This window comes from Enterobacter sp. N5-15, from assembly GCF_057221635.1.
This window is the reverse complement of sequence record NZ_CM170150.1, coordinates 3,503,599-3,516,763: the sequence shown is the minus strand read 5'-3', so window position 1 is coordinate 3,516,763 and position 13,165 is coordinate 3,503,599. Positions and strand designations below refer to the sequence as shown.

Sequence of the window (13,165 nt, the reverse complement as noted above, 5' to 3'; positions counted from 1 at the left end):
AGGAGGAGCAGACTGATGTCGCAACCCTTACTGAAAGTGACCGACCTGGCAAAAAGCTTTTCCGGCGTCTGGGCGTTGAGCAGCGCCCAGCTGACCGTCGGCAGCGGAGAAATTCACGCCCTGCTGGGGGAAAACGGGGCGGGGAAATCCACGCTGCTGAAGGCGCTCGCGGGCGCGCAGCCGCAAACGCGCGGGGATATCTGGTTCAACGGCGAAACGCTGCCGGTGGACGACTCCCCGGTGGAACGGCAGAACAAGGGCATTATCACCATCTATCAGGAATTCAACCTGCTGCCCAACATGACCGTCGCGGAAAACATGTTTCTCGGCCGCGAGCCGCGCAGGCGTAACCTGATCGTCGACGAAAGGGCGGTTAACCAGGAGGCGCAGGTCATTCTCGACTACCTGCAGCTGAACGTTGCGCCGACCACGCCGGTCGCCCGCCTGAGCGTGGCCCAGCAGCAGATGGTGGAGATCGCCCGGGCGCTGACCCTCAACGCCCGGTTAATCATTATGGACGAACCTTCCGCCGCGCTGAGCGACAGCGAGGTGGAAAGCCTGCACCGCGTGGTGCGGGAGCTTAAAAACCGCGGCGTGAGCATTATTTACGTTACCCACCGTCTGCACGAAGTTTTCCAGCTCTGCGATCGCTTCACCGTTTTCCAGGACGGCCGCTTCACCGGCACCGGCGCGGTGGCGGAGACCAACGTTGAACAGCTGATTCGCCTGATGGTCGGACGCGACGTGGCCTTTAACCGTCGTCCCGCCAGCGAAACCCATCATGAGGACAAACCCGTCCGCCTGGCGGTGAAGGGGCTGAGCCGCGAAAAGCCGCCGCTGGATCCGCACGGCATCGCCCTGCACGACATCAGCTTCCACGTCCACGCCGGGGAAGTCCTGGGCATTGCCGGGCTGGTGGGCGCGGGACGTACCGAAGTGGCCCGCTGCCTGTTTGGCGCAGACGCGTTTACCTCCGGGAGCTTTGAGCTGGACGGCGTGCCGTATCAGCCGCGCGACCCGCTGTATGCCCTCGATCAGGGCGTGGCGCTGGTGCCGGAAGATCGCAAAAAAGAGGGGGCGGTGCTGGGGCTGTCGATCCGCGACAACCTGTCGCTCTCCTGCCTCTCCTCGCTGCTGCAGTGGCGCTGGTTCGTGAACACCCGTAAAGAGGACGATCTGATTGAGTCCTACCGCCAGGCGCTGCAGATCAAAATGGTCAACAGCGAGCAGGAGGTGCGCAAGCTCTCCGGCGGCAACCAGCAAAAGGTGATCCTCGCGCGCTGCATGGCGCTCAACCCGCGGGTGCTGATCGTCGATGAGCCGACGCGCGGCATCGACGTGGGGACCAAATCGGAAGTGCACCAGGTGCTGTTTGACATGGCGAAAAAGGGCGTGGCGGTGATCGTGATCTCCTCCGATCTGCCTGAAGTGATGGCGGTGTCCGACCGGATCATCACCCTCAGCGAAGGCCGGGTGACTGGCGAGATCCACGGTGACGACGCTAACGAAGAACGGCTGATGACGATGATGGCCATCAACCACAACGCCCTGAACGCGGCATAACGGAGTTTCACATGACGCAGATGATTTCTAAAACGCAGGCCCCGGTCAAACGCGCCGGACGCATCGATCCCATCGCCTTCTTCGAGCGCTTCGGGGTGCTGATTTTCATGATCCTGCTGCTGATCTTCTTCCAGTCGCAGAACAGCAACTTTTTCTCTGAACGCAATATTTTCAACATCCTGACCGAAGTCTCCATCTACGGGATCATGGCCGTGGGGATGACCTTCGTCATTCTCACCGCCGGGATTGACCTCTCCGTCGGCTCCATTCTGGCGGTGTGCGCCATGACCGCGGCGTACGTGATCAAAGGCGACAACTTCACTACCGTCGACCCGAACGCCTGGGGCGGCATGAGCTGGCTGATTGGGCTGGGGATTTGTCTGGCCATGGGCACGGCGATTGGCTTCCTGCACGGCCTGGGCGTCACCCGCCTGCGCCTGCCGCCGTTCATCGTTACCCTCGGCGGGATGACCATCTGGCGCGGCCTGACGCTGGTGATTAACGACGGCGCGCCGATTGCCGGTTTCGACCCAGGCTACCGCTGGTGGGGACGCGGGGAGCTGCTCGGCATCTCTATTCCGATCTGGATCTTCGCCATCGTTGCCGTCGGCGGCTATCTGGCGCTGCATAAAACCCGCTGGGGCCGCTTCGTCTACGCCATCGGCGGCAACCCGGAGGCGGCGCGCCTGGCGGGGGTAAACGTCAAGCGCGTGCTGGTCAGCGTCTACGTGCTGATCGGCTGTCTGGCGGGGCTGGCGGGCTTCATCCTGAGCGCGCGTCTGGGAAGCGCCGAGGCGGTGGCCGGGATCTCCTTTGAGCTGCGGGTCATCGCCTCGGTGGTGATCGGCGGCACCTCGCTGATGGGCGGCTACGGGCGCATCGGCGGCACCATTATCGGCTCCATCATTATGGGCATTCTGATTAACGGCCTGGTGCTGATGAACGTCTCGGCCTACTACCAGCAGATTATCACCGGATTAATTATCGTTCTGGCGGTGGCATTCGATACCTATGCCAAAAGCCGTCGCGGCGCACTGTGAGGATCACGATGAAAGAGGTTCGTATTGGATTAATTGGCACCGGGTATATCGGCAAGGCGCACGCTATCGCCTATGCCCAGGCCCCGACGGTGTTCAACCTGCGCGGCAGGCTGGTGCGCGAGATGGTGGCGGAAGTCACGCCGGAGCTGGCGGCAGCGCGCGCGCAGGCGTTTGGCTTCAACCGCTCCACGGGCGACTGGCGAGCGCTGGTGGCCGACCCGGCCATTGACGTGGTGGATATTTGCTCACCCAACCACCTGCATAAGGAGATGGCGCTGGAGGCGATCCGCCACGGCAAGCACATCTACTCGGAGAAGCCGCTGGCGCTTAACGCCCACGACGCGCGCGAGATGGTCGACGCCGCGAAGCGGGCCGGGGTGAAAACGCTGGTGGGGTTCAACTACATGAAGAACCCGACCGCGCAGCTGGCGAAGGAGATTATCGCGCGCGGCGAGATTGGCGAGGTGATCCACTTCTACGGCACCCACAACGAAGACTATATGGCCGACCCGCTGTCGCCCATTCACTGGCACTGCTTTAAAGAGACCGCCGGGCTGGGGGCGCTGGGCGACCTCGCGGCGCACATCGTCAATATGGCCCAGTATCTGGTGGGGGATATCGAGCAGGTCTGCGGCGACCTGAAAATCGTGGTCCCTGAACGCCCGGCGAAGGCCGGATCGTCAGAGATGATTTCCGTCGAAAACGAGGATCAGGCCCACGCGATGGTGCGTTTTGCGGGCGGTGCGCAGGGCGTGATTGAAACCTCCCGCGTTGCCTGCGGCCGCAAGATGGGGCTGTCGTACGTCATCACCGGGACGAAAGGCGCCATCAGCTTCACCCAGGAGCGCATGGCGGAGCTGAAGCTCTATCTGCATGACGATCCGGTGAACCGTCAGGGGTTCCGCACGCTGCTCGTTGGCCCCGCGCACCCGGACTACGCCGCGTTCTGCATGGGCGCGGGCCACGGGATTGGCTTTAACGATCAAAAAACGGTGGAAGTGCGCGACCTGGTGGACGGGATTGCCGCCGACGCGCCGATGTGGCCGGACTTCGAAGAGGGCTGGAAGGTGTCGCGCGTGCTGGACGCGATTGCGCTCTCGCACCGGGAAGGCCGCTGGCTGAACGTGAACGACATTGTCTGATGAGGTATCAACGTGGAAAAGCAGTTTGATGTGATATGCATGGGCCGCGTGGCGGTAGACCTCTACAGTCAGCAGATTGGTGCCCGTCTGGAGGACGCGTCGAGCTTCGCCAAATATCTCGGCGGGTCATCGGGCAACGTGGCGTACGGCACCGCCCGTCAGGGTTTACGTTCGTCGATGCTGGCGCGCGTCGGCGATGAACATATGGGCCGCTTCCTGCGCGAAGAGCTCAACCAGGTGGGCTGCGATACCAGCCATCTGATTACCGATAAACAACGCCTTACGGCGCTGGTGCTGCTCGGCATTAAAGACCGGGACACCTTTCCACTGATTTTTTATCGCGATAACTGCGCGGACATGGCGATTACCGCCAGCGATGTGGACGAAAGCTACATTGCCTCCGCACGTTGTCTTGCCATCACCGGGACCCACCTTTCTCATCCGCAGACCCGCGAGGCGGTGCTGACGGCGCTAGGCTATGCCCGCCGTCACGGCGTACGCACGGTGCTGGACATCGACTACCGTCCGGTGCTGTGGGGGCTGACCGCCTTAGGCGACGGCGAAACGCGCTTTATCGCCGCCGATAAGGTCACCCGCGAGCTGCAGGAGGTGCTGCACCTCTTCGACGTCATTGTCGGCACCGAAGAGGAGTTTCACATCGCGGGCGGCAGCACGGATACCCTGCAGGCGCTGGAGCAGGTGCGCGCCGTCAGTGAAGCTGCGCTGGTCTGCAAACGTGGCGCGCTCGGCTGCTCGGTCTACACCGACGCCATTCCGCCCCGTCTGGACGACGGCCTGACGGTGACCGGCGTGCGCGTGGAGGTGCTGAACGTCCTCGGGGCGGGGGATGCGTTTATGTCCGGCCTGCTGCGCGGCTACCTGAACGACGAAGGCTGGGAGCAGGCGTGCCGCTACGCCAACGCCTGCGGCGCGCTGGTGGTCTCGCGCCACGGCTGCGCCCCGGCGATGCCGAGCAAAATCGAGCTGGATGACTATCTCTCCCGCGCTGCGAACGTGCCGCGCCCGGATCTCGACCCGCGTCTTAACCATCTCCACCGGGTGACCACCCGCCGCCGCGAATGGCCGGAGCTGTGCGTGATGGCCTTCGACCACCGCAGCCAGCTTGAGGATATGGCGATGCAGTGCGGCGCGTCGCTTAAGCGTATTCCGGCGCTGAAGCAGCTGATCCTGCAGGCCAGCCGCGAGGCGGCGAGCCGCGCGGGACTGGAGGGCAAAGCCGGCCTGCTGTGCGACGGCACCTTTGGTCAGGACGCGCTAAACGCGATCACCGGGGAAGGGTGGTGGATTGGCCGCCCCATCGAGCTGCCGGGCTCCCGGCCGCTGGAGATGGAGCACGGCAACATCGGCACCCAGCTTATCAGCTGGCCGCAGGAGCACGTGGTGAAGTGCCTGGTCTTCTTCCACCCGGAAGATGCCCACGGCCTGCGCCTGGAGCAGGAGCAGAAAATCGCCGAGGTGTACCACGCCTGCTGCCATTCCGGTCACGAGCTGCTGCTGGAGGTGATCCTGCCCGCCAGCATGCCGCGCAGCGACGAGCTCTACCTGCGCGCCATCTCCCGCTTCTACAACCTGGGCATTTACCCGGACTGGTGGAAGCTGCCGCCGCTCTCAGCCGACGGCTGGACGGCGCTGAGCGAGATTATCGAACGCCGGGACCCGCACTGCCGCGGGGTGGTGATCCTCGGCCTGGACGCCCCGGCGGAACAGCTGCGCGCCGACTTCAAAGCCGCATCGGGGCAGGCGCTGGTGAAAGGCTTCGCCGTGGGGCGCACGCTGTTTGGCGATGCCTCCCGCGCGTGGCTGAAGCACGATATTGACGATGCGCAGCTTGTGGCGCGCATCCGGGACAACTACCTGCAGCTTATCGCCTGGTGGCGCGAGCGCGGACACGCATAATGGAGACGACAATGAGTGTGCAATTAGGCATTAACCCGCTGACGTGGACGAACGACGATCTGCCTTCTCTCGGCGCGGAGACGTCGCTGGAGACCTGTCTGAGCGAAGGAAAAGAGGCCGGTTTTGCCGGCTTCGAGCTGGGCAATAAATTCCCGCGCGAAGCGCGCCTGCTTGGCCCCATCCTGCAGCGCCACGACCTGCAACTGGTCTCCGGCTGGTACTCTGGCCGCCTGCTGGAGCGCAGCGTGGAAGAGGAGATCGCCGCCGTGCAGTCGCACCTGACGCTGCTGCGCGAGCTGGGGGCGAAGGTGCTGGTCTTTGCGGAAGTAAGCGGCTGCATTCACGGCGAGCAGCAGACCCCGGTGCACCTGCGCCCGCGCTTCCCGCAGGCGCGCTGGAAAGAGTACGGCGAGAAGCTCACCGAATTTGCCCGCTACACCCAGCAGCAGGGCGTGCAGATTGCCTACCATCACCATATGGGCACGGTGATTGAGTCCGCTGAGGACGTGGACAACCTGATGATCCACACCGGGGAGGAGGTTGGATTGCTGCTGGATACCGGCCATCTGACCTTTGCCGGAGCCGATCCGCTGGCGGTGGCGCAGCGCTGGGCGTCGCGCATCAACCACGTTCACTGCAAAGACGTGCGTGCCGACGTGCTGGCGGACGTGAAAAACCGCAAAACCAGCTTCCTCGATGCGGTGCTGAGCGGCGTGTTTACCGTGCCGGGCGACGGCTGCGTCGATTACCCGCCGATTATGCGGCTGCTGAAGGCCCAGGATTATCACGGCTGGCTGGTGGTCGAGGCGGAGCAGGATCCGGCGATTGCCCATCCGCTGACCTACGCCCGTCTGGGGTATAACAACCTGAGCCGTCTGGCGCGCGACGCCGGACTGATTTGAGGAGGGGACATGTCACGTCTGTTATCACGCTGGCAACAGCCGAACGCGGAGGGGCGCACCCAGTCCGTCACGCCGGAAAGCGCGGGGTGGGGGTACGTCGGCTTTGCGGCGTATGAGCTGCAGGAGGGGCAGACGCTGACGCTGCCCGCCGTCAGTGAAGAGCGCTGCCTGGTGCTGGTCGCCGGGCGCGCCTCCATCCGCACGCCTTCCGCGCAGTTTAACGACATCGGCGAACGGATGAGCCCCTTCGAGCGCATCAAGCCGTGGGCGGTTTACGTCGCCCCGCAGGAGACGGTGCAGGTGAAGGCGCTGACGAAGCTGGAGCTGGCGGTCTGCGCCGCGCCGGGCAAGGGCACGTATCCGACGCGGCTGATTGCGCCGCAGGATATCGCTGGTGAAGCGCGCGGCAAGGGCAACAACCAGCGTTACGTGCATAACATTTTGCCGGAAGACAGGCCTGCCGACAGCCTGCTGGTGGTGGAGGTATGGACCAGTGAGGGCTGCACCAGCTCGTACCCGAGCCACAAGCACGACACGGATAACCCGCCCCAGGAGACGTATCTGGAGGAGACCTACTACCATCGCCTCAACCCGGAGCAGGGGTTCTGCATGCAGCGCGTCTACACCGACGACAGAACGCTGGATGAGTGCATGGCGGTCTATAACCGTGACGTGGTGATGGTGCCGAAGGGTTACCACCCGGTGGCGACGATGGCCGGATATGACAGCTACTACCTCAACGTGATGGCCGGGCCGGTGCGCAAATGGATGTTCACCTGGGAGGAGGACCACGCGTGGATTAATCGGGATTATCCCGCTGCCAGCGAGGGCTGAAGCAGTTTTATTTGCCGGGTGGCGCTGCGCTTACCCGGCCTACGACACTGCTTTTTGCCGGGTGGCGCTGCGCTTACCCGGCCTACGACACTGCTTTTTGCCGAGGGCGCTGTACTTACCCGGCCTACGACACTGCTTTTTGCCGGGTGCGCTGTGCTTACCCGGCCTACGAAACCGTAGGCCCGTGCAAGCGCAGCGCCGCCGGGCAAAATTGTGCTCACCGGATCCGCCACGCCTGCTCAACTGACGGGTTCTTAAAAATGGTGGATCCCCGCGTGGGGCGGGACGGTGAATTCAACGGTTTTGCGGTCGAGCGGCTTATGCGTCGGGTCGGCCAGAATAAGGGTCACCTTGTGTTTACCGGCGGGCAGCCCCACCAGGATCACCGGCTCTCCGCTGGCGTCAGCCCAGTGCCACGGCGCGTCATCCACCACCACGTGAATGTGACCGATGCGCGGGGTAACCTTGAGCGCTTCGGGGCCGAACACCGGTTCGATGCGCAGGTTTTCGGCACGGTACTGAATAAACACCGCGCCTTTGCTCAGCGGCCCGGCAAGCGGCGGATCGACGATCAGCTTTGCGGGCGGCTGCGGCTGCGCCAGCGGCGCAACGGCGGCGGGGCCGTTAACGTCCGCGGCGCTCAGGTTGTCCAGCGGTGTGGCTTGGGCTACAGATGCCAGGGCAAGCAGGGGGATTAGTGCATAGCGACGAATCATCGGTCTCTCTCCTCATCGGTTCTGAATGGCGACAGGGAAAGAAAACCATTTTTATGTATCGGAGATATTTGCCGGAGGCGGCGTTTTGTACCCGTTTGTCAGCGTGGCGCTCTGGATACAGTGCGATACGGTTTGCCTGCCGGGACGGCGCACAATCGCTATCGCCAGCCCGGCAATCACCAGCGTCAGCCCCGTTGAAACCCACATTGCACCCGCGATCCCCTGCGTTTTATTCAGCCACGCATAGGCAAACGGTGAGGCTGCCGCCATCAGCTGGCCGGGGATCAGCAGCACGCCGGTGCGGCGGGCATAGCTTTCGGTGCTAAACAGCTCCAGCGGCAGCGTGGCTTTCACGATGGTGACCAGCCCGTTGATGGCGCCATAGCCCAGCACAAACCCGGCCGCGCACCAGACAAACAGGGAACTGCTTAGCCCAACCAGAAAGCAGAGCGGCATGGCGAGCGCGGTAAAAAGCGTGAGTTTGAAGGGAGTTAAGCGGGCACCCGCCAGCACTTCCAGCGAGCGAGCGCCCGTCTGGCCGATGCCCCACAGCATGCCGATGGCGACAGGCAGGCCGAAGTGGGCAATAAACTCCGGCAGATGGGTGGACGTACCGTTAGAGACAAAGGTGATGAGGGCAATGAAGGCGGCATAAAGCCAGCCGTTGCGCCGTTCGTCGCTCAGCGGAGGCGCGGCGACCTTTGTCGTCACCGTCAGCCGCTGCCGGGGAAGCGTTCTTATCAGCGCCGCGCTCAGCAGGCCGAAGAGAGCATAGACGCGCAGCGCCTCCTGCCAGCTCATCACCTGAAGCAGAGCATCGCCCAGCGGCCAGAAGACGGCGGATGCCAGCCCGCCCGCCAGCGTGACGCGTGAAATTGTTCTTCGCGCCTGCTGCCCGTAGAGGTTCACCAGCGCGGCGAACAGCGCATCGTACAATGACAGGCGCATCCCGACGCCGGTGACCAGCCAGGCGCAGTACCAGCCAAAAAGCGTCTGGGTATAGGCCATCCCTGCGCAGCTTGCGGCGATCAGCAACGTGCCGCTCATTACCACCGTCTGACCGCCAAAGCGTGCCAGCAGGCGGGCGACAAACGGGGACACCGCCGCCATCACCAGCATCGCCAGCGTCAGGCCGAGGTAAATCTGCGGGGATGACCATCCCCGGTCGGCTGCAATGGCCAGCGCAAAGGTGCCGGGCATATAAAACGAGATCCCCCAGTTGATGAGTTGATTACACCCCGCCGTGAGGGCGAGGCGGCGAGGCAGGGCAGGTGTTTCCATTATTTTTCATTCCGCTATGCAGTTGTCCTGAGCATAACTCGCGCGGTATTGTGCTGGCAGGGCAGCAACCTTATGCGCGGTATAAGAGAAACTTTGAATGACGACGCTTAATCTGGGCTATCTCGCCACGTTCCGTCTGGTGATCCAGCGCGGCAGCTTTTCAGCGGCAGCGGATGCGCTGGGCATTTCCCAGCCCGCCGTCAGCCTGCAAATACGCCAGCTGGAGCAGTTTCTGCAAACGCGTCTGGTGGAGCGGACCGGGCGGGGGATCAAGGCAACGGCTGCCGGGCAGGCTTTGCTGGTGCACGGGGAGCGTATTCAGCAGGCGGTGGATGACGCTATCCGGTCCGTGAGCGCCTTCAGCCACGATGTGAGCGGCACCATTACGCTGGGTACGGGGGCTACGGCCTGCATCCATCTTCTGCCGCCGCTGCTGGAGAAGCTACGCCGCGACTATCCGCTCCTGAGCGTGGGAGTCACGACGGGCAACACCCTCGACATCGTCAGGGCCATCGAAGAGAACCGTCTCGACATGGGGCTGGTGACGCTGCCGGTGAGCGGCAGAGCGCTGGACGTCATGCCGGTGATGGACGAAGAGTTTGTCTTTATCGCGTCGCGGGAGCAGCAGGAGGCTTTCAGGGCGCTCACCCCGGAGGCGCTGCACGCTCAGCCGCTGATTGCCTTTGAATCAGGCAGCGGTACCCGGGCGCTGATCGACGGCTGGTTTGCAGCCAGTGGATTAGCGATCGCGCCGGCGATGCAGCTTGGCAGCATCGAGGCGATCAAACGCATGGTTCGCGCGGGGCTGGGCTACAGTATTGTGCCGCGAATGGCGGTCAAACAGGATGCCGATCGCGAAGGGCTATGCGTGATGTCGCTTACGCCCATGCTGCAGCGGCAGCTGGCGGTGGTGATGCGGCAGGATAAAATCCTCAACAAAGGGATAGCAGGCATTATTCGGATAGTGCAAAACCATCCGGCGGCCTAGCGGTCAGCGGTGTCGACGGTCAGGCTGGACTGCTGCGACTGGGTTTTGTCCTGATGGTGATACCAGGCGCCAATCGAAGAGTAAACGAAGCGGCCAAAGAAAAACAGGAAGCTGATGAGCAGTATGATGCGGGTCATTCGGGTGTTAAATTGATGTCGTTTGCGCATACGCGTGACCTGACTCACTCTGTTTATCCTGGATAAGCCCTTTTGGGCGATAAGGACATTAAGGCACAGCGGGAAGGTGGGGTCAATTCTGCAGTGTGTAAATAACCGTCAATGTTTACATTAATTAATGTTATTGAAATTAATTAATGCATTTACCATATTGATAATATGAAGAAAATGATTTCAAAAAAACGCCGCAAAAAGATATTTGCGTAAATTAGTTTGATTTAAGTCAACGGGTTCCCGGCCTTGGTATTTAAAATCCTTCCTCCACACTGTTCGCCCCGCACGCCGCCGGGCGGCGCGTACGTCAGGTTGGATGCCTGTCTTTATTTTCCCTCTGGAGCGAAAGGGGTTTAACCGGGCATCTATGAACATTCTCGCTTTCCTGAAAAAAAATGAAAACCGCTGGTGGGCACTGCCGCTTATTTTGCCTGTGGTTTTACTTCCCGTGCTGAGCGTTGCGAATACGTTCACGCAGCTGGGCGACGGCATTGTGGCACTCTATTATTTACCCCTCTCATTTTTGCTTTCGCTGATGATGTTCTTTGGGCTGGAAGCGCTGCCCGGGATCGCATTGTCGCTGTTTATCCGCTACTACCCCTCGGTCGGCATGTTCGAAACGGTCGCCGGCGTACTCCATTTTATCGTCCCTTTGGTGCTCAGCTGGGGCGGCTACCGGGTGTTTGCGCCCAGACGGAATATGACCGCGTACGGCGATATCCGGCTGATGGCGCAGCGCATCTTCTGGCAGGCCTTCTGCCCCGCGACGCTGTTTCTGGTGCTGTTTCAGTTTGCGGTGTATTTAGGCGTGTATGAGAGCCGACAGAGCCTGGCGGGATTAAACCCCCTCAATATTCGCACGCTCATCAACTATCAGACGCTGCTGGTGAGCGGGCTGACGGGCGTGCCGCTGAGCTATCTGCTGATCCGCCTGATTCGTCATCCGCGCTATCTCAAAAGCCTTATCTCGCAGATCCGTTCCCAGATAGACAAAAAGGTGACGATCGTTGAGTTTCTGGTGTGGGCAATCGCGCTTGGCGGGCTGCTTTCGCTGCTGCTGCTCCCGATGAATGAAAACAGCTCCATTTTTACCACTAACTACACCCTGTCGCTGCTGATGCCGGTGATGCTCTGGGGCGCGATGCGCTTTGGCTATAAGCTGGTGTCGCTGATCTGGATACCGGTACTGCTGGTGTCTATTCACTATTTTTACCGCTATATCCCGGTGAACCAGGGGTATGACATTCAGCTGGCGATCACCTCTTCCAGCTACCTGGTCTTCTCGTTTGTGGTGATTTATATGTCGATGCTGGCGACCCGGCAGCGCGCGGTGAACAAACGCTCCCGCAGGCTGGCGCTACTCGACCCGGTCGTCCATATGCCTAACCTGCGGGCGCTGTCGCGCGAACTGGCGAAAAACCCGTGGTCGGCGCTGTGCCTGCTACGGATTCCGGAGCTGGAAATTCTGGGCCGAAATTACGGCGTATTGCTGCGCATTCAGTACAAACAGCAGCTGGCGCAGTGGGTGAATGGCACGCTCCAGCCCAATGAGCAGGTCTATCACCTGACCGGGTACGATATGGCGGTACGGCTCAACGCGGAATCGCACCAGCAGCGGATTGAGGCCCTGGACGAGCACATCAAACAGTTCCGCTTTGTCTGGGACGGCATGCCGCTGCAGCCGCAGGTGGGCGTGAGCTATTGCTATGTCCGGTCCCCGGTTAACCATCTTTATCTGGTGCTGGGTGAGCTGGGCGTGGTGGCCGATCTGTCGCTCTCCTCCAACCATCCGGAAAATCTTCAGCAGCGTGGTGCGGTCCATTTGCAGCGCAGCCTGAAGGATAAAGTCGCGATGATGAGCCGCCTGCAAAAGGCGCTCGATAACGACGAATTTGCCCTGCTGGTTCAACCCGTTCGCGGCCTGCGTGGCGATCGCTATCACGAAGTTCTGCTGCGGATGCCGGATATCAACGGGCTATTGATCTCCCCCGACCAGTTCCTGCCCGTCGCGCAGGAGTTTGGCCTCTCCTCGCGGGTGGATTTGTGGGTGCTGGAGCATACCCTGCGCTTCCTTGCCGCGCATCGCGAACGTCTGCCCGGCCAGCGCTTCGCCATTAATCTGGCCCCGTCGACCGTGTGTCGGGTGCAGTTCCCGCTTGAGGTCAGTCGCCTGCTGGCGAGATACGCCATTGAGCCGTGGCAGCTGATTTTTGAGGTGACGGAGTGCAGCACCTTCGGCAGCGGGGAGCAGGCGCTACATATTCTCCAGCAGCTGCAGAAAATGGGGGTACGCATTGCGATTGATGATTTTGGTACCGGGTATGCGAGCTATGCGCGGCTGAAAAGCGTGGATGCCGACATTCTCAAGATTGACGGCAGCTTTATCCGCAATATCGTCAACAATAGCCTGGATTATCAGATCGTGGCGTCTATCTGCCATCTGGCGCGCATGAAGAAGATGCTGGTGGTGGCTGAGTACGTCGAGACGGAAGAGATACGTAGCGCGGTTCACGCGCTAGGCATCGATTATGTGCAGGGCTATCTGATTGGCAGGCCGGAACCGCTTGAGTCACTGCTGGAAGCTGAGGCGTCCACCGCGGACGCCTGAGCCG

Annotated in this window: 11 protein-coding genes; 8 read left to right on the top strand and 3 right to left on the bottom strand. The window is 61.6% G+C overall.

The window, feature by feature from the left end; translation table 11 throughout:
- Positions 1–15: 15 nt before the first annotated feature.
- From AC2TE5_RS16595 to iolB, 6 genes are read left to right on the top strand one after another with little or no spacing between them, the layout of a single operon-like run.
- Entirely contained in the window at positions 16–1,563 is a 1,548-nt protein-coding gene (locus tag AC2TE5_RS16595; RefSeq protein WP_301512881.1) for a sugar ABC transporter ATP-binding protein, read from the top strand.
- Between the two features lie 11 nt (positions 1,564–1,574).
- Positions 1,575–2,603 carry an ABC transporter permease gene (locus AC2TE5_RS16590; protein ID WP_028014045.1) on the top strand — a complete coding sequence of 343 codons (1,029 nt, stop codon included), beginning with the start codon at positions 1,575–1,577 and terminating at the stop codon, positions 2,601–2,603.
- Positions 2,604–2,611: 8 nt separating this feature from the next.
- Positions 2,612–3,745: a Gfo/Idh/MocA family protein gene (locus AC2TE5_RS16585; RefSeq protein ID WP_484612037.1), complete on the top strand. Its 1,134-nt coding sequence runs from the start codon at positions 2,612–2,614 to the stop codon at positions 3,743–3,745.
- A gap of 12 nt (positions 3,746–3,757) precedes the next feature.
- Positions 3,758–5,662, top strand: coding sequence for a bifunctional 5-dehydro-2-deoxygluconokinase/5-dehydro-2-deoxyphosphogluconate aldolase (locus AC2TE5_RS16580; RefSeq protein ID WP_484612036.1), 1,905 nt, complete (start codon positions 3,758–3,760; stop codon positions 5,660–5,662).
- Positions 5,663–5,673: 11 nt separating this feature from the next.
- Complete coding sequence (gene iolE / locus AC2TE5_RS16575; RefSeq protein ID WP_339274885.1) at positions 5,674–6,564, top strand: myo-inosose-2 dehydratase; 891 nt, start codon at positions 5,674–5,676, stop codon at positions 6,562–6,564.
- Between the two features lie 9 nt (positions 6,565–6,573).
- A complete protein-coding gene (gene iolB, locus AC2TE5_RS16570) occupies positions 6,574–7,398 on the top strand; it encodes a 5-deoxy-glucuronate isomerase (RefSeq protein WP_484612035.1) in 825 nt (274 codons plus the stop codon).
- 254 nt (positions 7,399–7,652) lie between these two features.
- Here iolB and AC2TE5_RS16565 read toward each other — a convergent pair whose 3' ends face one another.
- Entirely contained in the window at positions 7,653–8,114 is a 462-nt protein-coding gene (locus AC2TE5_RS16565) for a DUF6130 family protein (RefSeq protein ID WP_484612034.1), read from the bottom strand.
- Between the two features lie 51 nt (positions 8,115–8,165).
- Positions 8,166–9,395, bottom strand: a complete 1,230-nt coding sequence (locus AC2TE5_RS16560; protein ID WP_484612033.1) for an MFS transporter — start codon at positions 9,393–9,395, stop codon at positions 8,166–8,168.
- Positions 9,396–9,492: 97 nt separating this feature from the next.
- Between AC2TE5_RS16560 and AC2TE5_RS16555 the strand changes: the two genes are divergently transcribed.
- Positions 9,493–10,383, top strand: coding sequence for a LysR family transcriptional regulator (locus tag AC2TE5_RS16555; RefSeq protein WP_484612032.1), 891 nt, complete (start codon positions 9,493–9,495; stop codon positions 10,381–10,383).
- On the opposite strand, the gene AC2TE5_RS16550 is transcribed toward AC2TE5_RS16555, so the two are convergent.
- Positions 10,380–10,550, bottom strand: a complete 171-nt coding sequence (locus AC2TE5_RS16550) for a YfgG family protein (RefSeq protein ID WP_023333002.1) — start codon at positions 10,548–10,550, stop codon at positions 10,380–10,382. The two genes, AC2TE5_RS16555 and AC2TE5_RS16550, sit on opposite strands and share 4 nt — an antisense overlap.
- Before the next feature lie 370 nt (positions 10,551–10,920).
- On the opposite strand from AC2TE5_RS16550, the gene AC2TE5_RS16545 reads away from it, so the two are divergent.
- Entirely contained in the window at positions 10,921–13,161 is a 2,241-nt protein-coding gene (locus AC2TE5_RS16545; RefSeq protein WP_484612031.1) for an EAL domain-containing protein, read from the top strand.
- Positions 13,162–13,165 lie beyond the last annotated feature (4 nt).